At 66.7% G+C, this 25,849-nt stretch carries 17 protein-coding genes; 15 read left to right on the top strand and 2 right to left on the bottom strand.

Features of this window, described 5'->3' with window-relative positions:
* Window positions 1–110: 110 nt before the first annotated feature.
* From nrfD (GS424_RS04070) to GS424_RS04115, 10 genes are all read left to right on the top strand, one after another.
* Window positions 111–1,076 (top strand): NrfD/PsrC family molybdoenzyme membrane anchor subunit, encoded by a 966-nt coding sequence (gene nrfD / locus GS424_RS04070; RefSeq protein WP_160942986.1) that lies wholly within the window; start codon window positions 111–113, stop codon window positions 1,074–1,076.
* A gap of 13 nt (window positions 1,077–1,089) precedes the next feature.
* Window positions 1,090–1,485 carry a GntR family transcriptional regulator gene (locus GS424_RS04075; protein WP_160942985.1) on the top strand — a complete coding sequence of 132 codons (396 nt, stop codon included), beginning with the start codon at window positions 1,090–1,092 and terminating at the stop codon, window positions 1,483–1,485.
* Between the two features lie 35 nt (window positions 1,486–1,520).
* A complete protein-coding gene (locus GS424_RS04080) occupies window positions 1,521–2,513 on the top strand; it encodes an SPFH domain-containing protein (protein WP_160942984.1) in 993 nt (330 codons plus the stop codon).
* Window positions 2,514–2,884: 371 nt separating this feature from the next.
* Complete coding sequence (locus GS424_RS04085) at window positions 2,885–5,377, top strand: molybdopterin-containing oxidoreductase family protein (RefSeq protein ID WP_160942983.1); 2,493 nt, start codon at window positions 2,885–2,887, stop codon at window positions 5,375–5,377.
* The gene (locus GS424_RS04090) at window positions 5,377–6,000 is read left to right on the top strand and encodes a 4Fe-4S dicluster domain-containing protein (protein WP_154334964.1); all 624 of its coding nucleotides are present in this window, start codon (window positions 5,377–5,379) and stop codon (window positions 5,998–6,000) included. The genes GS424_RS04085 and GS424_RS04090 overlap by 1 nt, the downstream gene beginning before the upstream one ends.
* A 12-nt stretch (window positions 6,001–6,012) precedes the next feature.
* Window positions 6,013–7,239 (top strand): NrfD/PsrC family molybdoenzyme membrane anchor subunit, encoded by a 1,227-nt coding sequence (nrfD, locus tag GS424_RS04095; RefSeq protein WP_160942982.1) that lies wholly within the window; start codon window positions 6,013–6,015, stop codon window positions 7,237–7,239.
* Window positions 7,240–7,315: 76 nt separating this feature from the next.
* Window positions 7,316–7,672 (top strand): hypothetical protein, encoded by a 357-nt coding sequence (locus GS424_RS04100; protein WP_160942981.1) that lies wholly within the window; start codon window positions 7,316–7,318, stop codon window positions 7,670–7,672.
* Between the two features lie 15 nt (window positions 7,673–7,687).
* Window positions 7,688–8,173, top strand: a complete 486-nt coding sequence (locus tag GS424_RS04105; RefSeq protein WP_160942980.1) for a DUF4405 domain-containing protein — start codon at window positions 7,688–7,690, stop codon at window positions 8,171–8,173.
* Window positions 8,154–9,440: a radical SAM protein gene (locus GS424_RS04110; RefSeq protein WP_160942979.1), complete on the top strand. Its 1,287-nt coding sequence runs from the start codon at window positions 8,154–8,156 to the stop codon at window positions 9,438–9,440. Before GS424_RS04105 ends, GS424_RS04110 begins: the two co-directional genes overlap by 20 nt.
* 411 nt (window positions 9,441–9,851) lie before the next feature.
* The gene (locus GS424_RS04115; protein WP_160942978.1) at window positions 9,852–10,754 is read left to right on the top strand and encodes a DUF2156 domain-containing protein; all 903 of its coding nucleotides are present in this window, start codon (window positions 9,852–9,854) and stop codon (window positions 10,752–10,754) included.
* Window positions 10,755–11,085: 331 nt separating this feature from the next.
* Here GS424_RS04115 and GS424_RS04120 read toward each other — a convergent pair whose 3' ends face one another.
* Entirely contained in the window at window positions 11,086–12,684 is a 1,599-nt protein-coding gene (locus GS424_RS04120; RefSeq protein ID WP_160942977.1) for a VgrG-related protein, read from the bottom strand.
* 367 nt (window positions 12,685–13,051) lie between these two features.
* Here GS424_RS04120 and rpoB point away from each other — a divergent pair, with 367 nt between their 5' ends.
* The 4 genes from rpoB (at window position 13,052) to glmM (ending at window position 22,988) form a co-directional block, all read left to right on the top strand.
* A complete protein-coding gene (gene rpoB, locus GS424_RS04125; RefSeq protein ID WP_160942976.1) occupies window positions 13,052–16,588 on the top strand; it encodes a DNA-directed RNA polymerase subunit beta in 3,537 nt (1,178 codons plus the stop codon).
* Window positions 16,589–21,001, top strand: coding sequence for a DNA-directed RNA polymerase subunit beta' (locus GS424_RS04130; RefSeq protein WP_160942975.1), 4,413 nt, complete (start codon window positions 16,589–16,591; stop codon window positions 20,999–21,001).
* A gap of 150 nt (window positions 21,002–21,151) precedes the next feature.
* Entirely contained in the window at window positions 21,152–21,652 is a 501-nt protein-coding gene (hisE, locus tag GS424_RS04135) for a phosphoribosyl-ATP diphosphatase (protein WP_160942974.1), read from the top strand.
* Window position 21,653: 1 nt separating this feature from the next.
* The gene (glmM, locus tag GS424_RS04140; RefSeq protein WP_160942973.1) at window positions 21,654–22,988 is read left to right on the top strand and encodes a phosphoglucosamine mutase; all 1,335 of its coding nucleotides are present in this window, start codon (window positions 21,654–21,656) and stop codon (window positions 22,986–22,988) included.
* A 936-nt stretch (window positions 22,989–23,924) separates the two neighbouring features.
* Here glmM and GS424_RS04145 read toward each other — a convergent pair.
* The gene (locus GS424_RS04145) at window positions 23,925–24,359 is read right to left on the bottom strand and encodes a hypothetical protein (RefSeq protein WP_160942972.1); all 435 of its coding nucleotides are present in this window, start codon (window positions 24,357–24,359) and stop codon (window positions 23,925–23,927) included.
* A 193-nt stretch (window positions 24,360–24,552) separates the two neighbouring features.
* Here GS424_RS04145 and GS424_RS04150 point away from each other — a divergent pair, with 193 nt between their 5' ends.
* Entirely contained in the window at window positions 24,553–25,521 is a 969-nt protein-coding gene (locus GS424_RS04150; RefSeq protein ID WP_160942971.1) for a helix-turn-helix transcriptional regulator, read from the top strand.
* Window positions 25,522–25,849: the final 328 nt, after the last annotated feature.

Raw genomic sequence — 25,849 nt, forward strand, 5'->3', positions numbered from 1 at the left:
CCTTCCACATATGACACGTTGTCATATCGAACGCTCCCGTTTTGTGCGATACTGGCCCCAGCGTAAAAGCGCTCGGGTGGTCGGGTGCGCGAACGGGCGAAGGAGGGGATGTGTTCAGCGTATTGGCGGTGGGCTATCTGTTCCTCGGCGGCGCGGGCGCGGGCGCTATCGTGGTCGCGTCGATCCTCGACCTCGCCTGGGTGAAAGCCCCGTTCGGCGCCGCGTCGCGCATCTCCATCGGCGAGGCGACGCCCCTCGAGCGCGTGGCGGCCTTCGGCCTGCTCGCCGGGTTCGCGGCGCTGGCGCTCGGCGTGCTGTGCCTCCTGTTCGACCTCGGGCGCATCGACCGCGTCGTCGTGCTGCTGCTGCGGCCCTCGCCGACGTTCCTCACCGTGGGCACGTACGCGCTGGCGGCCCTCGCGGCCTGCGCGGCGTTCCTCGCGGCGGTGCGGTTCGCCTACCTGCCGGGCGTCCCGCGCGGCGCGGTGCGCGCCGTCGAGGCGGTGGCGGCCGTCGTGGGCGTCGTGGTGATGCTGTACACGGGCCTGCTGCTGCAGAGCATGGGCGCGGTGGCCTTGTGGCGCTCGCCGCTCGTCCCGGCGCTGTTCGTGCTGTCGTCGCTTTCCTGCGGCATAGCGGTGCTGCTGCTCGCGGCGTTCTTCGCGCCGGCGGACGCGGCCGTGGCCCGGTTCGCGCACGCGCTCGCGCGCATCGACGCCGCCGTCATCGCCCTCGAGGCCGTGGCCGCGGCGCTGCTGGTGGCGCTCGCGCTCGGCGGCGACCATCCCACCGCGGCCGCGTCGGCGCAGCGCCTGACGAGCGGCGACCTCGCCGCGTGGTGGTGGGTGGGCTTCGCGCTGTGCGGGCTCGTCGTCCCGCTCGTCGCGGAGGTCGCGTTCGCCGCCCGCCGCGCGTCCGGCCGCACGCTGCGCACGGCGCTCGCCGTGGCGGCCGTGCTCGTGCTCGTGGGAGGGTTCAGCATGCGCGCCGCGCTCGCCGACGCCGGCACCCACCGCGACCTCGAGCTCGAGGCGCCCCTGAACGACCCCGGCGCGATGGCGCGCTGGGCGAACTAGAAAGAGCAAACACGTGGCCCTGTTCGAGATAAACGAGAAAAGCAGCATCCCTATCTGGTTGCAGCTGAAGAACCGGTTCATCTACCTCATCACCTCGGGGTACTACAAGCCGGGCGACCAGCTGCCCACCGTGCGCGGCCTCGCCGCGGACGTCGAGGTGAACTACAACACGGTGAGCAAGGTGTACATGAGCCTCGAGCAGGACGGCTACATCCAGTCCAAACGCCGCCAGGGCGCGTTTGTCCTCGATGTGTCCGACAAGCCGGGCGTCAGCATCTCGTCCACGGCCGAGATCGTCACCCAGGAGTACCTCAAGCGCTGCTTCGAACTGGGCATGTCGCTGGAAGACGTGGAGCAGCAGTTCGCGCTCAGCATGAGCGAAGCGAAAGCCAAGCGGGCCGCCGGCTAAAGGCCGCGCGCCCGAACGCGAAGGGAGATCGTTCTATGAAACGCGATACGCAAAGGGGAGCCGCGTCGGCGAGCGCGCCCGCCGGGTCCGCCACGGGCGCCGCGCCCGCCTACGCCGACGCCCGCGGCATGCCCGATGGCATCCGCTCGGTGACGAGCCGCAGCCGCGCGTCCCGCAACGGGGCCGTCGTGTTCGCCGTGGTGGTGTTCGTCGCGGCGTTCGGCATCGTGCTGGCGGTTGCGCAGGCGGCCTTCGGCGAGATCGGCCTCGTCGCCCTCGCGGCGGCGGTCGTGATCGCGTGGCTGGCGTCCTCGTCGGTGCACATCGTGCTGGAGTGGGAGAAGGCGGTGGTGCTGCGCTTCGGCAAGTTCAACCGCGTGGCGGGCCCCGGCATCGTGTTCACCTGGCCTATCGTCGAGTTCTACACGCTGCGCATCGACCAGCGCGTGGCCACCACGTACTTTGGCGCCGAGGAGACGCTCACGAGCGACCTCGTCCCCATCAACGTGGACGCCGTGCTGTTCTGGATGGTGTGGAACGCGAAGAGCGCCACCGTGGAAGTGGAGGACTACGCCTCGGCCGTGGCCTGGATCGCCCAGACGGCCATGCGCAAGGCCATCGGCTCCACCACCGTGTCCGAGGTGGCCACGCGCCGTGACCAGCTGGACGAGCTGCTGAAGGAGACCATCGAGGAGAAGCTCAACCCCTGGGGCATCACGATCATCGACGTGGAGATCCGCGACATCGTCGTGCCGAAGGAGCTGCAGGCCGCCATGGCCATGGAGGCCGTCGCCGAGCGCAAGCGCAACGCCCGCATGGTGCTGGCCGAGGCCGAGAAGGACATCTCCGAGATGCTCAAGGACGCCTCCGAGGTGTACGCCGGCGACGCCGACGCCATGAAGCTGCGCACGATGCACCTCGCCTACGAAAGCGTCGAGCAGTCGGGCGGCACCCTCGTCATCCCGAGCGCCTTCAGCGAGGGCTTCGTCGACAACGCGCCGGGGGAGGGAAGCCCGAGCAAGGGCTGATCCGCCGCGCCGTACGCGCGAAAACGGGGAAGAGAACGCGAAAGCGGCCTGCGAACGGTCGCTTTCGCGTATACGGCGCAAGCCATGATCGGCGCAATCAGCAAAAGAACCCCCAGTTCAATCTCTATATCCTAAAAATAGAATAATCGTCTGTCATATTCTGTCATACATCGTTATTGATAATCATAGTGACGTATGGCAGAATGCGGGACAGAAGGAATCGGCCGATTTCTGATATGAGGGGGACATCTCGGAAAACGCGCTCGTGCGCACCGACGCGCCGCGCAGCCGAAGGGGACAGCCGTTCGCGGAACGCTCACCTTCATCCGGACATCCCCTAGGCATTCTGCAGCAAGAATGGAGGAGGAGACATGTCGGAAACGAAGAGCCCGCACGGCGGACTCACGCGCAGGAGCTTCCTGAAGACGACCGGTGCCGTCGCAGGCGTCGCAGCCGTCGCGGGGACGGGCGCCGCCCTTGCACCCGTGCAGGCCCACGCGGAAGGAGCCGCCGCCGTCGATGGCGAGCAGGTGTTCCGCACGTCCTGCCGCGGCAACTGCGGCAGCCGGTGCCCGCAGGAAGTGGTCGTGCGCGAGGGCAAGGTCGTGCGCACCACCGCAGCGCAGCTGCCGGGCGATGACAACGTGCGCCGCCGTCTGTGCGTGAAGGGCTACACCCAGCCCCAGCGCCTGTACGAGCCCGACCGTTTGAAGTACCCCATGAAGCGCGCCAGCTGGAGCCCCGAGAACCCGAACGGGGAAGCGCGCGGCAACGGCGATTGGGAGCGCATCAGCTGGGACGAGGCCATCGAGATCGTGTCCACGCAGATCGGCGCCATCATGGAGCAGCACGGCCCCTCGTCGGTGGCCCTGTGGACGTCCTACGGTTCCAACAACGTGCTGAACGGCACATCCGCCGGCTTCATGTCGGTGGCCTACGGCCGCTTCATCACGTCCACCGGCATCACGGTGCTCGGAGCGAGCGCCGACTACGCCCAGCTCAAAACCCAGATGTCCGACCTCGCCGTCACGGGCAACGACTGCGCCGACATCGCCAACGCCAAAACCATCATGGCGTGGGGCGGCAACCCGGCCGAGGCCTACATCCACGACTGGCAGTTCGTGTGCCAGGCGCGCGAGAAGGGCGCCAAGCTCATCACCATCGACCCGCAGTTCACGGCATCGGCCATGCACTCGGACGTCTACGTCCCCATCCGCCCCGGCACCGACGGCGCGCTCATGCTGGGCATGGCGAACTACATCGTCGAGAACGGCCTGGTGGACGAGGACTTCATGAAGCAGAAGACCGTCTCGCCGCTGCTCATCAAGGAGGACGGCACGTACTTCCGCCTGAGCGACCTGGGCGTCGAGCCCACCGAGGGGCCCATCAACCCCTACACGGGCCAGCCGAGCGTCATCGACCCGAACGTCGTGTGGGACGCGGCGACGGACGGTCCCGTCGCGGCCGCCAAGGCTGCCGACCCGGTGCTGCTGGGCAGCTTCGAGCACGAGGGCGTGGCGGTGCAGACGGTGTACCAGAAGACGCTCGACTCCATCAAGGAATTCACGGTGGAGAAGGCCGCTGAGATCTGCGACCTGCCCGTCGAGACCGTCGAGATGCTGGCGAAGACCTACGCCACCGAGGGCCCCGTTGCCGTGCTCACGTACCAGGGCATCGGCCACCACGTGAACTCGCACCACAACTACAAGAACCTCTCGCTTATCGGCGCGCTCACCGGCAACGCGGGCAAGCCCGGCGCCATGCTGTTCCGCGCCTACGGCACGTCCATGCCCACGAACTCCGCCGAGTACATGCTGGGCAAGGTGGCGCTCAACATCTGCGGCATGTACCTGCCCCAGATCCTCGAGACGAAGCAGTGGGCCGGCAAGGACCTCGACATCCGCATGCTGTTCTGCACGAACGGCAACATGCTGTCCTGCGAGTCGGGCCGCGCGCAGCTGGTCGAGGCCGTGAAGAAAGTCGACTTCGTCGTGTGCGCCGACGTCAACCTCACCGACACGGCGCGCTACGCCGACGTGCTGCTGCCCGTCACGCACGCCTACGAGACCGAGGACTTCGACGGCGGCGGCTCCACGCCGTTCCCGACGTACTACCACAAGGTGATCGACCCGCTGTACGAGTGCAAGACCGACCTCGAGATCATGCGCCTCATCGCCGACAAGCTGGGCATGAGCCAGATCTACGCCAAGTCCGACGAGGAGTTCCTGCGCGCCATCATCGACACGCCGGCCAACATCGCGGGCGGCTGCGGCTACGATGACTTCCACAAGGACAAGCCCGTGAAGAACTTCGCGTTCACGGAGAAGTCGCTGGTGGACACGTTCGTCAGCACGCCCACGCAGCGTCTGCAGTACTACATCGAGAAGCCGACGCCGCGCAACAACTTCGGCCAGGAGATCGCCGACTACGAGCGCCTGCCGCACTACGAGCACGCCAACGAGGCGTACTGGGAGAACCCGCTGCGCGAGAAGTACCCGCTCATGGGCTGCAGCGAGCACCCGAAGTACCACGTGCACTCGCAGTGCGCCCACACGCCGTGGCTGCGCGAGCTCGAGCCCGAGCCGCTGCTGAAGGTGAACGCCTCCGACGCCGCCGCGCGCGGCATCGAGCAGGGCGACTACGTGCGCGTGTACAACGACCACGGGTACGCCGTGCTCAAGGCGCGCGTGACCGAGGGCATCAAGCCGGGCGTCGTCTCCATCCCGCACGGGTGGCAGGCCGACCAGTTCGTCGAGGGCCACACGCAGGACCTCACGAACATCTTCATGAACGATTTCGTCTCGAACAGCGCGTTCTACGATTTCCTCTGCGAAGTCGAGAAGTACGAAGGGGGTGAGCGGTAATGGCCCATTACGGAATGGTCATCGACACGAAGCGGTGCGTAGGCTGCAATGCCTGCTCCATGGCGTGCAAGATGACGAACAACCTGCCCGACACGAACTGGTGGAGCCGCGTGCTCACCGAGGGCGGCGACGAGATCGACACGCCGGCCGGCATCTTCCCCGACGTGTCCATGCGCTACATCCCCGTCAGCTGCCAGCATTGCGAGAACCCGGCCTGCACGAAGGTGTGCCCCGTGGGCGCCACGTACAAGGACCCCGAGACGGGCGTCGTGCGCCAGGACTACGACAAGTGCATCGGCTGCCGCATGTGCATGGCGGCGTGCCCGTACACCGGCGTGCGCTCGTTCAACTGGGACGAGCCGAAGTACTCTACCGAGCACGCCATCGGCGACGCGGACATCGCGCCGCACCAGAAGCACACGGTGGAGAAGTGCACGTTCTGCTACCAGCGCCTCGCGCGCGGCGAAGTGCCCGCCTGCATGGACCTGTGCCCTGCCCGCGCGCGCCACTTCGGCGACCTTGACGACCCGGAGTCGGAGGTGTCGAAGCTCATCAAGGAGCGCTCGTACGAGCAGCTGCTGGCGAGCGAAGGCACGAAGCCGTCCGTGTACTACCTCGTGTAAGGGGGAGAGATCATGACTGAGAACGTATCGGCGGCCCAGCCCGCCAAGGCTCCTGCTGCCAAGTTCGGCGGCAAGGGGCTCACCATCGCCATCGCGGTGGCCGCGATCATCACGGTGGCGGGCCTGGCCCTGTGGGTGTTCCAGCTCACCGGCGGCATGGTGAACACCAACATGCGCAACCTCGACTCGTGGGGGCTCTACATCACGATGTTCATGTTCCTCGTGGGCCTGTCCGCCGGCGGCCTCATCATCTCGAGCGCGCCGCGCGTGTTCGGGGTGGAGGGCTTCGGCGGCATCTCGAAGATCGCCGTGTGGACGTCCATCTGCTGCACGGTGCTGGCCATCGGCTTCGTGGTGGTCGACCTCGGCCAACCGCTGCGCCTGTGGGAGCTGTTCGCCTACTCGAACCTCGGCTCGCCGCTCATGTGGGACATCATCGTGCTGGGCACGTACCTTATCCTGTCCATCGTGTATCTGTGGGCGATGCTGCGCTTCGAAGGCGGCAAAGGTTCCGCGACGGGCCTGCGCGTCGTGTCGGCCATCGCGCTCGTGTGCGCCGTGCTCGTGCACTCGGTGACGGCCTGGATCTTCGGCCTGCAGCAGGGGCGCGAGATGTGGCACACCGCGCTGCTCGGCCCCTGGTTCGTGTCGTCGGCCCTCGTGTGCGGCGTGGCCCTCGTGCTCGTCGTGGTCATCGCGCTGCGCCGCGCCGGCTATTTGCAGCTCGACCAGAAGCACGTCGTGAAGATGCTGAAGCTGCTGGGCGTGTTCGTGCTGGTGGACCTGTACTTCTTCGGCTGCGACCTGCTGACCGAGGGCTTTCCGGCCGGGTCGGGCGCCGACATCGTGGCCATGCTGACCACCGGCGCGCTGGCACCGTTCTTCTGGATCGAGGTGCTGGGCTGCGCCGCCACCGCCGTGATCGCCTTCGTGCCGAAGCTGCGCACGAACCCGCTCATCGTGGTCGCCGCGGTGCTGGCCATCGTGGGCATCTTCTGCAAGCGCGTGCAGCTGCTCGTGGGCGGCTTCCAGATCCCGAACCTCGACATGCCGGCCGTCGTGTCGGGCCCGGGGCTCACGGATGCGGGCGCGGCGCTGCAGAGCGCGGGCGGTGCGATGGTGTACTTCCCGTCGCCGCTCGAGTTCGGCGTCATGGTGGGCGTCGTCGGGTTGGGCGCGCTCCTGCTCCTGCTGGGGCTCAAGTTCCTGCCGTTGAAGCCCACCGAGCAGTCGCACTAGATTCTACGGCCGTCTTCGGCGGGGCGCCTTCCTCCAAGGGCGTCCCGCCGCGCGCGGTGAAGGGGCGGTACATGCGATGCTGAGAAAAACGGTCATCACCCTGGCGACGTTCTTCCTCGTGGGGGCCGTGGTGTTCGGCGCCGTGGCCGCCGCGAACCCCACCGTGGGGCTTCCCCGCGCCATCGAGCCCGATTCGGCCTGCCCGGCGGTGGGCTGCGCGTCGGGGTCGTGCCACGGCTTCGGCGACGTGCCCCAGCCCGACGGCGAGCACGAGATGGTGTGTCCCGAGGCGGGCTGCGCGAGCGTGGAATGCCATGCGTGGGACACGCTCTCGACGCGCTACTACCGGGCGTCCGACGCGAGCCTGAACCTGTGGATCCTGGCGCCGGTGGCCCTCGTCGGGCTGCTCATCCTGATCGTACGGAAGCTGTAAGGGGGCGATGACTGGGTGAAACGGACGCTTTTCATCGACGCTGCGGCGCTTCTCGTGTACGCGGCTGCGGCCCTTCCGGCGCTCACGGGCGTGCCCGTGCACGAATGGCTGGGCCTGGCGCTGCTGGTGCCGGTGCTCGTCCATTGCGTGCTGCATGCGGATTGGGTCGCGGCCACGCTGGCGCGGCTCGGCCGCGGGGCGGGTCCGGCGCGCGTGGGGCACCTGGCGCTCGACGCGGCGCTCCTCGTCGCGTTCATGGTAGTGCTCGTGTCGGGCCTGGGCATTTCGGGCACCGTGCTGCAGGCGTTCGGCCTGTACGTGGACGGGTACTACGCGTGGGGCCCTCTGCACGCCATCGCGGCGAAGGCGTTGCTCGCCCTTTTGCTCGTTCACGTGGCCGTGCACGCGGGGTCGCTGTACAATCTTCTGAAACGACGCGGCACGCCGAAGGCGCCCGCGCACGACGACGGAGGTTTGAGCGATGAGCACCGATCCGCTTGAGGCGCGGCCCACGCTGCGCGCGTGGCTCGACGAGTACGCCGACATCGAGGCCGACTACCTGGCGCAGCTTGGCCGCTGGGGCATCCGCATCGCGCCGCGCGACGCCGACGCGGACGCCGTCCGCGCGGCGAAGGAGCGCCTGCGTGCGAAGGGCGCGCGCTTCCGCAACGGCGATGCCAGCATCGTGTGCGGCGGACTGTCGTCGGCGTGCGTGGCCTGCACGGGCGGGCGGGGGAGCAAGACGTTCTTCCTGTCGCTCGCGTGCAACCGGTCCTGCTACTTCTGCTTCAACGCCAACCAGGCCGACTACGCCGACCACCTGCGCCTGAACGACGCGTGGCGCGACGAGGTGGACGCGTTCGCTGCCGCGTGCGGCGGCGACGTCACGCACGTGGGGCTGACGGGCGGCGAGCCGCTGCTCCACGCCGACGAGGCCGTGGCGTTCTGCGCCTACGTCCACGAGCGTTTTCCCGACGCGCATATCCGGCTGTACACCGCCGGCGACTTCCTCGACGAGCCGCTGCTCGCGCGCCTGCGCGACGCGGGGCTCGCGGAGCTGCGCATGAGCATCAAGCTCGACGACGGCGAGGACGACATCGACGACGCGCTCGCGCGCCTGGCGCTCGCGACGCGCTTCATCGCGCACGTGATGGTGGAGATGCCCGTGGTCCCCGGCACCGGCGAGCGCATGCGCGCCCTCTTGCGCGAGCTCGACCGCCTGGGCGCGTTCGGCATCAACCTGCTGGAGTTCTGCTACCCCCTGGGCGCGTGGGACGAGTTCGAGCGCCGCGGCTTCGCGGTGAAGAACCCGCCGTTCCCCGTGCTGTACAACTACGGCTACGCCGGCGGCCTGCCGCTGGCGGGCAGCGAACTTCTGTGCCTCGAGCTGCTGGAATTCGCGCTCGACGAGGGGTTGTCGCTCGGCGTGCACTACTGCTCGCTCGAGAACAAGAACCGCGACCAGATCTGCCTGCAGAACGCTTCCCGCCCGCTCGACGACGGCGTGTACGAACGCGACGAGCACGATTTCTTCCTCAAGACGATGAAGGTGTTCGACGGCGACGTGCCCCTCGTGCAGCGTGCGCTCGAGGCGTGCGGCGTCGGCGCGTTCGCGCTGGAGGACGACGGTCGCAGCTTGGCCTTCCACCCGCGCCACGTCGCAGCCGTGCAGGGCCTTCCCGTCGCGCTGTGTCGGTCGTACAACGTGCTGGAGGAGTCCGCCGACGGCACCGTCGTGCGCGAGCTGAAGCTCGAGCCGCTTCTCTAGTGGATGCGGGCGTCCCGTATTCGCGCCCTGCCTGGGTGCGCTTGTCGGGTAGAAGGGTCCCATCCTTTCTGCGTCCTCGAGTTTTGCACCCTCGTGGCGGCCCTTTTCGCGCATAGCTCAGCGGGAGCACGGGAGAAACCCCTGGTGGGCTGAGTTCGGGCGAAGCGCGCTCTTCGCCGAAGCCTCTTGCGAGGGTGCATAACTCGTAGACTAGGTGTTTTTCGCAAGGTTTTTGCGCCACGAGGGTGCAAAACTCAAGGACCGGTCGGTTCTTGCGAGTCGGTTCGCTCGCATGCGCATCGCGAGCTCCCCCCCCCTCGCTTCGTTGCAGATCGGCAGCACCTGCCGGCGCGCCCGCGATCTGTGCTATCCTTTCCGCTGCACGCAATCATTCGAGCGGAACGCAGGGCCATGGATTTCAGATCGCTCCACCTAGAGGACAAAGCCGCCGTCAACGAGGTGCTGCTGCCGCTCGGCCGCAACGACTCGGCGCTCGGGTTCGCCAACCTCTACTCGCTCACCGAGAAGTACGGCACCCAGATATGCCTCGAGGACGGCACGCTCTTCGTGCGCCAGCTCGAGCGCGCGCCGGGGGCGGTGGCGTACTACCCGCCGCTCGGCACGCAGGACATCGCTCGCGACGTGCGGAAACTCATGGACGAAGCGCGCGCCGAAGGCCACGAGCCGTGCCTCGTGGGCCTCTCGCCCGAGGAGCGCGAGCGGCTCACCGCCGACCTGCCGGGCGCGTTCGAATTCTCCTCCGATCGCAATTTCGCCGACTACCTCTACCTCACCGACACCATCGCCGCCTACGAGGGCCCGGGCCTCGCGAAGAAGCGCCGCGAAACGAACAAGTTCTTCCAGCTGTACGGTCGCGAGGCGTCCTTCGAGCCCATCGTCCTCGACGGCATGGACGAGCTGCGCGCTTACCAGCAGGTGTGGTTCGAGACGAGCCGACGCCGCGGCACCGACGAGCATCCTCTCGAACTCGAGCATCGCAAGATCCTGCTCGACATGGACCACTTCCGGGAACTCGACCTCGAAGGCATTCTCCTGCGCATCGGTGATACCGTCGAAGGGTACGCGTACGGAAGCGTGCTGCCCGGCGGCGCGTTCGACGTCATGGTGCTCAAGGGCAACCTCGACTACCGGTTCGTGTGGCGCGCGCTGCTGCGCGAGCTGGCCCGCTTCTGCGTCGGTAAGGCGACCTACCTCAACCTCGAAGAGGATCTCGGTCTGCCCGGCCTGCGCGAGAATAAGATGAGCTACCAGCCCTGCGCCCTCATGGAGAAGTTCCAGGGCCGCCTGCTGTAGCGCCAGCGCGAAGCGAGCTGCTGCCGGACGCGCGAATCGCCGAGTTCCAGGCAATTTTTGCGTTTTGCGAACGCCCAGGGCCTCATCGGGGCATTGCTCGCAGTATCGGACATCGCCGACCTGGGGCGATGTCCGGCCTCTCGTGCGCGTTCGTCGCCGATAACGCTCGAAAGCGCCTGAATCGTTCGCAAAACGCAAAAATTGGAAGCTTCGAGCCGATTTGCGTGCCCGTCGCGCGCTACAGCGTGTCCGGAGGGCAGCAACGATCCCGAAACGCAAGAACGCCCCGGACCTGCCGGGGCGTTCGCATGCGATGGAGAAGGGCGGCGCGCTACTTGAGAATGCGCCGTGTGGCGAGCGCCGCGCCCGCAATGGCGGCCACGCCGGCCGACGCGAGCGCCACGCCCAGCGGCCCCTTCAGCGTGTCGTCGCCGGTTTGGGTGAGGCTCGAGGTTTTGGCCTCGCCGTTGGCCTGCTTGTTCTCGCTTGCCTGGTCGGTGCTTTCGGACTTGGGCAGGTCGCGCGGCTCCTGGGCGGCGGTCGAAGGCTCCTCGAGGGTGGTTTCCTCCTTGTCCACCACTTCCTTGGTGGGCTCCTCCTCCTTGGGGGCGTCGGAGCCGGTCGTGGTGTCGGGCGGCGTCGTGGTCTCCTCGGAGGGCGGCGTGGTATCCGGCTTGGTTCCTTCCTCGGGCTTCGGGTCCTCGGTCGGCGGGGTCGTCGTGCCCTCTTCCTTGTCGTCGGGCTTCACGACGTCGTTCGAGCCGCCTTGATCGGTGCCGTTGTCGGCGGGCGGGACGGTGTCCTCGGGCTCCTGCGGCTCGTTCGACGGCTCATCCTCGGGTTCGTTCGACGGGTTGTCGTTGTCCGTCGGCGGGGTGGTGGTGTCCGGCGGCAGCGTGTCGTTGTCGGCGGGCGGGAAAGGCTCCTCGCCGGGCTCCTCCGGTTCCTCGGCCGCCGGCGGCTCCGGCTCGGTGGCGGATTGGCGGAGGATCTCCAGGTATCCCGCCTTCTCGTTCCGGTACCGGTTTTCCCAGCCCTCATGGTACTGCGGCTGCCCCTGGTAGAACTCGCCCACGTGCGCCACGACGTAGTCGCACAGCACGGTGACGAACTCCTCGTCGGTCATGTCGTTCGTCAGCCCGGCGCCGGGGTAGTTGTAGCTGTCGTAATAGGTGCCGTTCACGTACCCGTCGGACCAGCCGCCCACGAACTTGTGCCATCCCGACGTGCCGAACAGGTTCGCCAAGCCCCAGCAGAGGCTCTTCACGGCATCGGAGCGGTTCGAGATGTCGATGCCGCGGCCCGCGAGGTAGTTCTCGGCGGGCACGTAGTAGTTCTCGTACGCGTAGCTGTCCTGCAACCCGGCGAACTCGGTGGGGTTGTTGGCGTAGGCGGTGTGCCACGAGTCGTTGAGTCGCTTGCCCACCTCGGTGAGCTCCCCGGCATCCCAGTCGTACAGGTCGCCCGAGATGTCGGTGTTCGCCACCCACCCGAACATCGAGTACTTTGTGGAATCGTAGTTGTAGCACGCCACCAGGAAACTCTTGAGCGCGTAGCGGTTGTCGAACTGGTAGTAGCCCATCGCGTGATAGCCGTCGCCCCAAGAGAGTCCCTGGTCGTAGTTCTGGTTGCTCTCGTACCGGGCGAAGTACTTCATCGTGTCGGAGAGGTTCACCGGCCCGAACGACGAGCGCGAAAGCGGGGATATCAGGGCGCGGGCGATCGACGCGCTGGCGCTGTCGGAATAGAAGTCGGCCTTGTCGTACCCGGCCGGCTTGGCCGCGTCGCCCGAAGGGGCCGCGTCGGCGGAACCCGAGGCGCTGTCATCGGCCGGTGCTTCTTCGGCGAACGCCGCGCCCGGCAACAGGCCGCATGCGAGGGAGAGGGATACTCCCAAGGCGAGCGCCTTCGGCGTGTTGGATTGTCCCATGAGGACCTCCTTGTTCTTCAAGTATACTGCGTTTCAACTTCGTTCGTAGTGTGTTCGCGCGCCCGTAAGCGCTGGAACCTATAGTCTCGCATGCCGATTCGAGGGCCGCAGCTGAGATTCGGCGAATTCCACATCGTCGCAACGAACAAAACAAAAGTCTCTCCCTGGGAATTATGACGATGCAGCTCCAAATTGCGCCGCGAATCGAAACTGGTTCCTTCCCATCGTCCCAGTTGAACCGGCGAATCAACAAAGAATTTCCACAGTTCGTAAAAATTTTCCTTGACTCGCCTTGACTTCCGACGTATCTTAGGCAATTGCGACTTTTTCGCAGAAATGCGGGTGCACATGAAGGAGGAAAAGCCTCGTGGCTCAAGGAAAAACGACTGATCAGACCAGCCTTTATAGGGATCGGCGAAGCTTCGCTAAGATCCCGGACGTCATGGACGTCCCCAACCTCATCGCCATCCAAACGGACAGCTTTGAGTTTTTCAAGGGCGAGGGCCTGGCGCAAGCGTTCCAGGATATCAGCCCCATCGAGAACAACACCAAGGACATGTGCGTGGAGTTCGGCAAGCACGAGTTCGGCGAGCCGAAGTACACGGTGGACGAGTGCAAGGAGAAGGACGTCTCCTACCAGGCACCGCTGTTCGTGGAGATCCGCTTCATCAACCGCGAGACCGGCGAGATCAAGGAGCAGGACGTCTTCATGGGCGACTTCCCGCTCATGACGCCGCGCGGCACGTTCATCATCAACGGCACGGAGCGCGTCGTTGTCTCCCAGCTCGTTCGCTCCCCGGGCGTCTACTTCGCCTCCGAGCGCGACAAGGCGTCCGACAAGGTGCTGTTCAACGCGAAGGTCATCCCGAGCCGCGGCGCGTGGCTCGAGTTCGAGACCGACAAGCGCGACATCCTGTCCGTGCGCATCGACCGCAAGCGCAAGCAGCCGGCGACGCTGCTCGTGCGCGCCCTCGGCCTGGCCGAGACGCGCGAGGAGATCATCGAGCTCCTCGGCAACGACGAGATGGTGCTGCGCACGCTCGACCGCGATCCGGCCACCACGAAGGAAGAGTCGCTCATCGAGCTGTACAAGCGCTTCCGTCCCGGCGAGCCGCCCACCATCGACTCCGCCCGCACGCTGCTCGAGGGCCTGTTCTTCAACCCGCAGCGCTACGATCTGGCGAAGGTCGGCCGCTACAAGATCAACAAGAAGCTGGGCTTCGACCCCGACTACGAGGCATCCACGCTCACCAACGACGACATCGTGCGCACGATGCAGTACATCGTGGCGCTCCATGCCGGCGACGAGGGCGTGCAGACCGACGACATCGACCACTTCGGCAACCGCCGCATCCGCACGGTGGGCGAGCTGATCCAGAACCAGTTCCGCATCGGCCTGTCGCGCATGGAGCGCGTCGTGCGCGAGCGCATGAGCATGCAGGAGCCCGACGAGATCACGCCGCAGAGCCTCGTGAACATCCGCCCCATCGTGGCGGCCATCAAGGAGTTCTTCGGCTCCTCGCAGCTGTCCCAGTTCATGGACCAGACGAACCCCGCTGCCGGCATCACGCACAAGCGCCGTCTGTCGGCCCTCGGCCCGGGCGGCCTGTCCCGCGAGCGCGCCGGCTTCGAGGTGCGCGACGTCCACACGTCCCACTACGGCCGCATGTGCCCCATCGAGACGCCTGAAGGCCCGAACATCGGCCTCATCGGCTCGCTGGCAACCTACGCCCGCATCAATCCCTACGGCTTCATCGAGACGCCGTATCGCCGCGTCGAGAAGGGCCTGGTCACGGATATCGTGGACTACCTCACGGCCGACGAGGAGGAGAACTACACCATCGCGCAGGCCAACGACCTGTTCGACCCCGAGACCCGCAAGTTCGGCACGTTCGACGACGAGGGCAACTTCCACGAGGCCGTCCGCGTGCTCTGCCGCACGAAGGACGCCGCCGGCGTGTTCGGCGAGCCCGACGAAGTGGCGCCCGAGCTCGTCGAGTACATGGACGTGTCCCCGCGCCAGATGGTATCGGTGGCTACCTCGCTCATCCCGTTCCTCGAGCACGACGACGCGAACCGCGCCCTCATGGGTTCGAACATGCAGCGTCAGGCCGTGCCGCTGCTCAAGCCGCACGCGCCGCTCGTCGGCACCGGCATCGAGCACCGCATCGCGGTCGACTCCGGCGAGATCCTCGTCGCCCAGAACCCGGGCGTCGTCGATTACGTCGACGGCCAGACCATCATCGTGCTGAACAACGACGGCGAGTACGACGAGTACCTCGTGCCGAAGTTCCAGCGCTCCAACCAGTCGGGCTGCATCAACCACCGCCCCATCGTCCGCAAGGGCGACGAGGTGCAGGCGGGCGACGTGCTGGCCGACGGCCCCAGCTGCGACGGCGGCGAGCTCGCGCTCGGCCAGAACCTCATGGTGGCCTACATGCCGTGGGAAGGCTACAACTACGAGGACGCCATCATCGTGTCCGAGCGCGTGGTTGCCGAGGACCTGCTCACGTCCATCCACATCTCCGAGTACGAGATCGACGCCCGCGACACGAAGCTCGGCCCCGAGGAGATCACCCGCGAGATCCCGAACATCTCCGACGACATGATCAGCGACCTCGATGCCGACGGCATCATCCGCGTGGGCGCCGAGGTGTTCCCGGGCGACGTGCTGGTGGGCAAGGTCACGCCGAAGGGCGAGACGGAGCTCACGGCCGAGGAGCGCTTGCTGCGCGCCATCTTCGGCGAGAAGGCCCGCGAGGTGCGCGACACGTCCCTCAAGGTGCCCCACGGCTCCGGCGGCCGCGTCATCGGCATGAGCCGCTTCAGCCGCGAAGCCGGCGACGAGCTGGCTCCGGGCGTCAACGAGCTCGTGCGCATCTACGTGGCTCAGAAGCGCAAGGTGCAGCAGGGCGACAAGCTGTCCGGCCGTCACGGCAACAAGGGCGTCATCTCCCGCGTGCTGCCGGTGGAGGACATGCCCTACCTCGCCGACGGCACCCCGATCGACGTCATCCTCAACCCCCTGGGCGTTCCGTCCCGCATGAACGTCGGCCAGCTGCTTGAGAACCACCTCGGCTGGGCTGCGAAGTGGGGCTGGGACGACGCGGAGGAGACCGACGCGGTGGTCGAGGGCCCGATGCACGTGGCCACGCCCGTGTTCGACGGCGCCACGGAGAAGGAGATCTCCGACGCCATCGAGAAGTCGAACCGCAACCTCATCAACCGCAACCACGCCAAGTTCGGCGACCTGGCGCGCGACGAGTTCGTGCCCCAGCTGTCCCGCACGGGCAAGACGTGGCTGTACGACGGCCGCACGGGCGAGAAGTTCCGCGAGCCCATCACGGTGGGCCAGAGCTACATCCTGAAGCTCGGCCACATGGTGGACGACAAGATCCACGCGCGCTCGACCGGCCCCTACAGCCTGATCACGCAGCAGCCGCTCGGCGGCAAGGCGCAGTTCGGCGGCCAGCGCTTCGGCGAGATGGAAGTGTGGGCGCTCTACGCCTACGGCGCGTCGAACGTGCTGCAGGAGATTCTCACGGTGAAGTCCGACGACACCGCGGGTCGCGTCAAGTCCTACGAGGCCATCGTCAAGGGCGAGAACATCCCGGCCGCCGAGGTGCCCGAGAGCTTCAAGGTGCTCGTGAAGGAAATGAAGTCGCTGTGCCTGAACGTCGAGCTGGAGGGTCACGATCATCGCACGATCGACGTGACGCAGGAAAGCGACGGCCAGGAAGACGGCGATCGTGCGCTGTACGAGGCCATCGCCGCCGACGCGCGCAAAACTGAAGAAGACGACGCGGCCAATGCGCTCGACAGCATTGCCGCCGAGCTGGGAGAGCTGATGGGCGATAGCAACAACGATACGAACGACCTGATCGGTGAGGGAGAGGAGCGATAAATGACGACGGAATTCGACGTAAGCAATTTCGATGCCCTGCGCATTTCGCTCGCCAACGCCGAGGACGTGCGCAGCTGGTCGCGCGGCGAGGTGAAGAAGCCCGAGACGATCAACTACCGCACGCTCAAGCCCGAGAAGGACGGCCTGTTCTGCGAGAAGATCTTCGGCCCGACGAAGGACTGGGAGTGCGCCTGCGGCAAGTACAAGCGCGTGCGCTTCAAGGGCATCGTCTGCGAGCGCTGCGGCGTCGAGGTGACGCGCAGCAAGGTTCGCCGCGAGCGCATGGGACACATCGAGCTGGCCGCCCCGGTCAGCCATATCTGGTACTTCAAGGGCTCGCCTTCGCGCCTGGGCTACCTCCTGGACATCGCGCCGAAGGAGCTCGAGAAGGTGCTGTACTTCGCGTCCTCCATCATCACGTCGGTGGACAAGGAAGCCCGCGAGGAGGATGCCGACGAGCTGCGTGACGAGCTGGCCGCCGACCTCGAGGAGCTGGACGCCGAGCGCGACCGCCTCGTGGAGGCCACGCGCAAGCTGTCCGTGGACTACGTCCCCGAGGACGACGACTTCGTCGACGACGTGGACGAGGACGAGCGCATGACGGCCGAGGAGGTCGACGAGGAGATCGCCGACATCTACGAGGAGTTCAACGAGCGCAAGGCGCTGCGTCAGGACGCCTTCGACGCCTTCATGAAGATCGAGCCGAAGCAGCTCGTGCCGGACGAGGCCCTCTACCGCGAGATGCGCCTCAACTACCGCGACTACTTCACGGGCGGCATGGGCGCCGAGTCCGTGCGCGACCTGCTGGACGCCATGGACCTGGCCGCGACGGCCGACGAGCTGCGCGACGTCATCGCCAACGGCAAGGGCCAGAAGCGCGCCAAGGCCATCAAGCGCCTCAAGGTGGTCGACGCGTTCCTCAAGTCCGAGAACAAGCCGACGGACATGATCCTCGACGTCATCCCGGTGATCCCGCCCGACCTGCGCCCCATGGTGCAGCTCGACGGCGGCCGCTTCGCGACGTCGGACCTCAACGACCTGTACCGTCGCGTCATCAACCGCAACAACCGCCTCAAGCGCCTGCTGGACCTCGGCGCGCCTGAGATCATCGTCAACAACGAGAAGCGCATGCTGCAGGAGGCCGTCGACAGCCTGTTCGACAACGGCCGCCGCGGCCGTCCCGTCACGGGCCCGGGCAACCGCCCGCTCAAGTCGCTGTCCGACATGCTCAAGGGCAAGCAAGGCCGCTTCCGCCAGAACCTGCTGGGCAAGCGCGTCGACTACTCCGGCCGTTCGGTCATCGTCGTCGGCCCGCAGCTCAAGCTGCACCAGTGCGGCCTGCCGTCGCAGATGGCGCTCGAGCTGTTCAAGCCGTTCGTCATGAAGCGCCTGGTCGAGTTGGAGTACGCCGCCAACATCAAGGCCGCCAAGCGCGCCGTCGATCGCGGTGCCAGCTACGTGTGGGACGTGCTGGAAGAGGTCATCACCGAGCACCCCGTGCTGCTGAACCGCGCCCCCACGCTGCACCGTTTGGGCATCCAGGCCTTCGAGCCGGTGCTGGTCGAGGGCAAGGCCATCAAGCTGCACCCGCTGGTTTGCACCGCCTTCAACGCCGACTTCGACGGCGACCAGATGGCCGTGCACGTGCCGCTGGGCGCCGAGGCGCAGGCCGAGGCCCGCGTGCTCATGCTGTCCGCCAACAACATCAAGTCGCCGGCCCACGGCCGTCCGCTGACCGTGCCCACCCAGGACATGATCATCGGCCTGTACTACCTCACGGCCGCCCGCGACGGCTTCGAGGGCGAGGGTCGCTTCTTCATCGACTTCGACGACGCCATGAACGCCTACGACGCGCGCGCCGAGCTGGACCTGCAGGCCAAGATCTGGGTGCGCCTCTCCAAGGACACGCAGGTGGCCACGGCCTTCGGCGTGTTCGAGGAGCACAAGGCCGGCGAGCGCATCGAGACCACCATCGGCCGCATCACGTTCAACAACGTGCTGCCCGAGGACTACCCGTACCTCAACTACGAGATGAACAAGAAGGAGATCAGCCGCCTCGTCGAGGACGTGTGCAACCGCTACGAGCTGTCCAACGTGCCGGCGATCCTCGACGGCCTCAAGGACGCGGGCTTCCACTACGCCACGCGCGCCGGCGTCACCGTGTCGGTGTACGACGCCACCGTGCCGCCGAACAAGGGCGAGATCCTGGCTGCCGCCGACGAGAAGGTCGCGGCCATCGACGAGGACTACGAGATGGGCCTCATGAGCCCCGACGAGCGCCACAAGCAGGTCGTCGACATCTGGAACGCCGCGAACGAGGAAGTCGGCGAGGCCATGGCCGAGAACTTCGACAAGTTCAACCCCATCTACATGATGGCGTTCTCCGGCGCTCGTGGTAACATCAAGCAGATCCGCCAGCTGGCCGGTATGCGAGGCCTCATGTCCGACCCGAAGGGCGAGATCATCGACCGCCCGATCAAGGCGAACTTCCGCGAAGGCCTGTCCGTCCTGGAGTACTTCATCTCCACGCACGGCGCCCGTAAGGGTCTGGCCGACACCGCGCTGCGTACCGCCGACTCGGGTTACCTGACCCGCCGTCTCGTGGACGTGGCCCAGGACGTCATCATCCGCGAGATCGACTGCGGCACCACCGACGGCGTGCCGTACCCGCTGCACAACGAGAAGGGCGACGTCGACGAGAACCTCATCGGACGCTGCCTGCTCGACGACGTGGCGGGCACCGACGGCGTCGTGCTGCTGGGCGCGGGCGAGTACATCACCCATATGGACCAGCTCAAGGCCATGGATGCCGCGGGCGTCGAGACGCTCGTCATCCGCACGGTCATGACCTGCCATGCCGAGCACGGCGTGTGCCAGAAGTGCTACGGTTGGGATCTCGCCACGTCGCGTCCGGTGAACATCGGCACGGCGGTGGGCATCATTGCCGCCCAGTCCATCGGCGAGCCGGGCACCCAGCTCACCATGCGCACGTTCCACACCGGCGGCGTCGCCGGCGAGGACATCACCCACGGTCTTCCCCGTGTCCAGGAGCTGTTCGAGGCGCGCAAGCCCAAGGGCCTCGCCATCCTCGCGGAGATCTCCGGCACGCTGCAGATCTCGGGCGACAAGCAGTCCAAGACCATCACGATCCACGACCAGCAGGGCAACTTCCGCGAGTACGTCGTGTCGGCGCGCGCCCAGATGCTGCCCGGCGTGACGGACGGCTGCGAAGTGAAGGTGGGCCAGCAGCTCACCAAGGGCTCGGTGAACCCGCACGACCTGCTGCGCCTCACCGATCCGAACACGACGCTGCGCTACATCGTGAGCCAGGTCCAGGGCGTGTACGTGTCCCAGGGCGTGGACATCAACGACAAGCACATCGAGGTCATCGCGCGCCAGATGCTGCGCAAGGTGGCCGTCATGGACGCCGGCGAGTCCGACTACCTGCCGGGTCGCCAGGTCAACCGCTTCGAGTTCGAGGATGCTGCCAACGCGCTCATCGCCGAAGGCAAGGAGCCGCCCGTGGGCCAGCCGCTGCTGCTGGGCATCACGAAGGCGTCGCTGGCCACGGACTCGTTCCTGTCGGCCGCCTCGTTCCAGGAGACCACGAAGGTGCTCACCGACGCCGCCATCGAGGGCAAGGTGGACCATCTGGCCGGCCTCAAGGAGAACGTCATCATCGGCAAGCCGATCCCGGCGGGCACGGGCCTCTCGCGCTACCGCGAAGTGGGCCTCACCTACAAGGGTCGTCCGGTTGCGCCGGTGCTGGGCGAGACGCTGCCCGACTTCGCGCCGGAAGCGCTCCGCGACATCGAGGAGCTGCTGCCCCAGCCGCAGGATTGGTCGCTCGACGGCGACGGCTACCTCAACATGGGCACGAACTACGGCAGCTACTACAGCGGCCTGTCGCTGGGCCATCGCGGCCCGCAGCTGTCCGACGAGGACGCGCGCCTGTACATCTACGACGATCTGGGCGTGTCGCAGCGTTGGGCCAACAAGTTCTCCGAGGCGGGCATCGAGACGGTGGCCGACCTCGTGGGTCACACCGAGGAGGACCTGCTGCGCATCGAGGGCATCGGCGTGAAGGCCATCGAGGAGCTGAAGGAAGGCCTCGACGCCCACGAGCTGACGCACGTGATCGAGGACGACCTCGCGGCCACGAGCGACGACATGAGCCAGCTGCTCGACATGGTGTTCTCGCCTGACGACACCATCCTCATCGGCGGCGACGAGCCCCCGACCTTCAACACCGAGGGCGAGGACATGCTGGGCGAGGCCCTGCCGCCGCGCTCCTACCAGCGCAACCTGGAAGAGCTCGATGCGCTGCTGGGCTCCGTGGGATCGCTGGGCTTCGGTCTGACCAGCAAGGATGAAGAAGAAGCATCCAACGCTGACGACGACGTGGAAGAGTAGTTGACAGGGGGCGCGCTCAGGCGCGCCCCCTTGTTCGCTTTGCCCGTTTTGTCTCCTTCCCTTGCGCGGGCGCTTGGATTGCAGGACCTGCAAGTCGTGCGGCCATCGCAAGGGGAAGAGCCGCATGATCATCTCGAAAGGTACCATCTCATGCCGATCAAAACCTACCTACCGGAAAACGAGCAGCCGCCCGCATCCCCTATCGGGGCCACGCTCGAGGCGCTTGCCGCCACCATCGCGGCGCGGCGCGACGCCGACGAGGGGAGTTACACCCATCGTCTGCTCACCGATTCGCCCGACACCGTGCTGAAGAAGGTCATGGAGGAAGCGGGCGAAGTGGCGCTTGCCGCGAAGGACGTCGAGTCCTGGTCGTGCTCGTCGCTGGCCGCCGCCCTGGCGTTCGAATGCGGTCGAGGCAACGACGTGGAGGAGGAGTCGCTGGCCGTCGAGCTGCCGGCCGAGTACCACGAAGCGGTGGATCATCTGCGTTACGAGGCTGCCGACGTGGTGTACCACCTGCTGGTGGTGCTCGAGCGCTACGGCATCGAACTCGACGAGTTCGCCGCCGAGCTGAACAACCGCATGACCGACGCCGAGCGCCCTGAGGGCGCCGTCCGTCTGTACGAGAATCACGTGAAGAGGGGGAAGTAGCATGGCTCGTTTATTTGGAACGGATGGGGTTCGCGGTGTGGCGAACAAGGAGCTGACGTGCGAGACGGCCTTCAAGCTGGGCCAGGCCGCCGTGGCGTTCCAGGGCACCACCATCCTCATCGGCAAGGATACGCGCCTGTCCGGCGACATGCTGGAAGCCGCCGTGTCCGCCGGCATCATGTCGATGGGCGGCACGGCGCTCTTGGCCGGCATCATCCCGACGCCCGCCATCGCGCTGCTCGTGCGCGAGCTGCACTGCGACGGCGGCATCGTCATCTCCGCCTCGCACAACCCGCCCGAGTACAACGGCATCAAGCTGTTCGACAGCCAGGGCTTCAAGCTGCCCGATGCGGTGGAGGACGAGATCGAGGCTTATCTGGCCGCGGGCGGCCCGCCGGTCGAGGAGCTCCCGGGCGGCGACGAGGTGGGCGTGGCGCTGCCGGTGGACGACGCCTGCGAGCTGTATGTCGCGCACGCCGTGTCCACGGTGGCGAACGAGGGCATCGACTTCACGGGCCTCAAGGTGGCGCTCGACGTGGGCCACGGCGCGTCGTGCATGACGAGCGCCGAGGCGCTGCGCCGGCTGGGCGCCGAGGTCGTCGTGGTCAACGAGGACTTCGACGGCACCGACATCAACGTGCAGTGCGGCTCCACGCATCTCGAGCCGCTGCGCGCGCTCGTGGCCGAGACGGGCGCCGACGTCGGCATCGCGCACGACGGCGACGCCGACCGCGTCATGCTCGTGGACGCCAAGGGCAACGAGATCGACGGCGACGTGATGGAGGCCGTGTGCGCCATCGACCTGCACAAGCGCGGCCTGCTGCCCGGCGGCACCGCCGTGTCCACCGTCATGTGCAACCTCGGGCTCACCCATGCCCTGCGCGACGCGGGCATCGAGCTCGTCCAGACGAAGGTGGGCGACCGCTACGTGCTGGAGGCCATGCGCGAGGGCGGCTTCGTCCTCGGCGGCGAGCAGAGCGGCCACATGATCTTCCTCGAGCACAACTCCACGGGCGACGGCCTCGTGACGGCGCTCCAGTTCCTGGCCGCGTGCCAGCGCGCCGGTTCCACCATCGAGGACGCCGCGTCGGTGATGACGCGCTTCCCGCAGACGCTCATCAACGTGCGCGTGGGCGACAAGCACGCCGTGGACGGCAACGCCGTCGTGCAGGCCGCCGTCGAAGCCGCCGAGGCGGAGTTGGGCGACTCGGGCCGCGTGCTGCTGCGCCCCTCCGGCACCGAGCCGGTGGTGCGCGTCATGGTGGAGGCCGCCAGCGCCGAAGAAGCCGAGCGCCACGCGCGCGCCATCGCCGACGTGGTGGAGCGCGAGGTCTAGTCCGAAGCCTCATCGACCGGCGATAGCGACCCCGGCGCGTTCTGCGTGCCGGGGTCGCTTCGTTGTGAGGGAGGGGTGTAGCGCGGGGCGTCGGGGCCCGGAATGTTTCATGTGAAACATTCGTTCTGACTCCCTCTTTGGCGTGTAACGCCCGACTGGGGTTCCGCGGCCCCGCTTCCGGTCGGGGCGTCGGCCGGAAGCGCCCGCGCCGTCGCGTTCTCGCCTCCCTATGTGCGGAAAAATCGGGCTTTTGGCAATCTTTTCCCCATTTCGCCGTCGCGGGGCGCCGCCGCCGCGGTCTCGGGCGGCGAAACCCCAGGCCGTAAGCTTTCCGCAGCGGGGAGCCGGGCGTGCCGGGTTGCCAAAAGCCCGATTTTTCCGCACGTAAGGGAGCCCGAAGCGGCGCGGCCGGAACGCGGCCGGCGCGATGGTCGCGACGCCCCTGCGCGGCAGCGCCCCGCCGAGGAGGCTGGGCGGACGTCGACGAGTGCGGGCGCAGAGGAGGGCGCGAAGGCGCGGATGCGGGCGCTGCAGGGTGGGGCGCAGGGTGCGGAGGCACGGATCAGCACATCGTCATCCTGAGCGAGCGAAGCGCGCCGAAGGATCCCCGCGGCGATAGCGGCATGCGTTGCGGTTGGTGCCTCACGGGATCCTTCGACTGCGGCGGCTCGTGCCGCCTCCGCTCAGGATGACAACCTGGCCTGATCTTTATGTCAATGGTGGTCTACCAGCGGAAGACGCTCTTTCTGCACAAAAATCACCGCTGTGAAGTTCGGGACGGCAATTGGGTTGCTGTTCGCGCACGCGCGAACAGGGAAATTGCCCAACGAATGGGCGGAAGCGGTGGTTGGAAAACGCCTCAAACGCTTCACAGCGGTGATTTTTGTGACTCCGCGCGCGTTTATTCGCGTTGCTGCGGGTTGGGAGCGCGCCTTTTCAGTCGGCGAGCGCGACGCGCGCAGGGGCCGGTGCTGCGCCGGCCCCTGCCTGTGCTCGCGCATCGGCTTGCATGTGGCGGAAGTTCCAGAACGTCACCGCGAAGCAGATGAGCGCGTACACGAGCGTGATCGACGCCTTCGCGGAGCCGAAGGGCGGCAACGCGCCCGTCTTCGAGATCAGCGAGTAGGCCATGATCAGCAAAAACGGCAGCAGCATCGCGTACTCGCTTTTGAAGTAGCGCAGGAGGTCGAACTCCTGCTTGCGCAGCACGCGCTTGCTGACCACGAACAGCGCGATGCCTGCGTGCATGGCGACGAGGGCGACGAAGAACCACGGCTTCTCGAGAAACTGCATGACGGTCAGGCAGCCGAACGTGACGATGGCGGCCGTCAGAAACAGGGCGAGACCGCGGGCGGGATTCTTTTCGGACATCGAGCGTTCCCCTTCGGTACGGCGGAGCATGCCTCCGCACGGTGTTTTCGCCATGATACGGGATACGGCGGCGAACGACGCCCTCAATGTGCAACTTCAAGGGGAAAACGGAACAACCGCAAGCGGGATCAAGCGGCGGCGTCTCGGCTTCACTATAGTACGCTTGCGTAGTCGAGACGAGGAGAACGAGCGCATGTACGAGTGGCAGCGGCATATTCAGGTGATCGTCGACGAGATCGACGCCTGCATCAAACGGCACGACGACGAGGCGCTCGCCCTGAGCGCGCTCTCCCGCAGGCTGGGCTATTCCGAGTTCCATATGACGAGGAAGTTCAAGGAGATTTCGGGCATGTCGTTTCGGGATTACCTGCGCCAACGCAGGTTGGCCTTCGCGCTCAAGGAGGTGCGCGACGGCGAGCGCAGCATGCTCGACATCGCCTTCGACTACGGATTCTCTTCGCACGAGGCGTTCACGCGGGCGTTCAAGGCGGCGTACGGCATCGTCCCCAGCGCATACCGCAAGCGGCCCGCGCCGGTGGTGCTTCGCACGAAGATCAACCCGTTCGACCGGTACGTTCTAGGATTAGGAGAGATCGGCATGGTGAAATCAAGCGACGACGTCAAAGCGTACTTCGTGACCATCCCCGCGCACAGGTTCCTGCACGTGAGGAACGGCGAGAGCAACGGGTACTGGGACTTCTGGCAGAAGCAGAGCCTCGTGCCCGGGCAGGACCACGAGACGGTGTGCGGCCTGCTCGACAGCATCAAGGGCAAGCTGGATGACAACGGCGGCAGCGAGGCGGACAGCAGCGGCGGGCACGTGATGGCCTACATCGGCGACCCCGGCGGAAGGCTGTGCGATTGGGGGTTCCCGCGCGTCGAGTGCTACGGCGTGCGCCTTCCCGCCGCCTACGACGGCGCGGTGCCGCCGAACCTGACGATGATGGACGTGCCGGAGGCCGAGTACCTCGTGTTCGAGCACGGCCCCTTCGACTACGAGCAGGAGAACCGCAGCGTGGAAGGGAAGATCGAGGAGGCGATGGCGACGTTCGACTTCGACGGCACCGGCTACCGCTTCGACACCGAGCCGGGCCGCGTGCTGTACTTCTACCACGACCCCGAGCGCTTCTGGAAATACGTGAGGCCGGTGAAGAGGGGGTAGCCCCTCTCTCATGGCGCGGGATGCCGTTCGGGATGCGCGCATCCTATCCCGCGCCGATCGCCCGTCGCCCGCGTTGCGAATCGGCGCGGAACGCGCTCGTTGGCTCGCACGTTGCACCCGCGCTCCTCAACGTGCGAGCTTCTTCCCGGCAACGATTCCACGCGGCCTCTTGCGCGTGCGGGCGCTTCCATGGGATCGTAGGCGGTGCGACACGGACGCGGCCGCGACCTGCCGCCGGTCGACCGCAGGCACCGTCGGACCGCGCTCCTGTCGCATCATCGACGAACAAACGCCCCCGGCTCCTTGCGAAGCCGGGGGCGTTCTCGTG

Source organism: Eggerthella guodeyinii (assembly GCF_009834925.2).
GTDB lineage: Bacteria > Actinomycetota > Coriobacteriia > Coriobacteriales > Eggerthellaceae > Eggerthella > Eggerthella guodeyinii.

What these genes read in the sequence shown, in the direction of transcription:
- GS424_RS04080 (WP_160942984.1), top strand. Translation starts at nt 1,521, where the DNA reads ATGAAACGCGATACGCAAAGGGGAGCCGCGTCGGCGAGCGCGCCCGCC.
- GS424_RS04085 (WP_160942983.1), top strand. Translation starts at nt 2,885, where the DNA reads ATGTCGGAAACGAAGAGCCCGCACGGCGGACTCACGCGCAGGAGCTTC.
- GS424_RS04090 (WP_154334964.1), top strand. Translation starts at nt 5,377, where the DNA reads ATGGCCCATTACGGAATGGTCATCGACACGAAGCGGTGCGTAGGCTGC.
- nrfD (WP_160942982.1), top strand. Translation starts at nt 6,013, where the DNA reads ATGACTGAGAACGTATCGGCGGCCCAGCCCGCCAAGGCTCCTGCTGCC.
- GS424_RS04100 (WP_160942981.1), top strand. Translation starts at nt 7,316, where the DNA reads ATGCTGAGAAAAACGGTCATCACCCTGGCGACGTTCTTCCTCGTGGGG.
- GS424_RS04110 (WP_160942979.1), top strand. Translation starts at nt 8,154, where the DNA reads ATGAGCACCGATCCGCTTGAGGCGCGGCCCACGCTGCGCGCGTGGCTC.
- GS424_RS04115 (WP_160942978.1), top strand. Translation starts at nt 9,852, where the DNA reads ATGGATTTCAGATCGCTCCACCTAGAGGACAAAGCCGCCGTCAACGAG.
- GS424_RS04120 (WP_160942977.1), bottom strand. Translation starts at nt 12,684, where the DNA reads ATGGGACAATCCAACACGCCGAAGGCGCTCGCCTTGGGAGTATCCCTC.
- GS424_RS04130 (WP_160942975.1), top strand. Translation starts at nt 16,589, where the DNA reads ATGACGACGGAATTCGACGTAAGCAATTTCGATGCCCTGCGCATTTCG.
- hisE (WP_160942974.1), top strand. Translation starts at nt 21,152, where the DNA reads ATGCCGATCAAAACCTACCTACCGGAAAACGAGCAGCCGCCCGCATCC.
- glmM (WP_160942973.1), top strand. Translation starts at nt 21,654, where the DNA reads ATGGCTCGTTTATTTGGAACGGATGGGGTTCGCGGTGTGGCGAACAAG.
- GS424_RS04145 (WP_160942972.1), bottom strand. Translation starts at nt 24,359, where the DNA reads ATGTCCGAAAAGAATCCCGCCCGCGGTCTCGCCCTGTTTCTGACGGCC.
- GS424_RS04150 (WP_160942971.1), top strand. Translation starts at nt 24,553, where the DNA reads ATGTACGAGTGGCAGCGGCATATTCAGGTGATCGTCGACGAGATCGAC.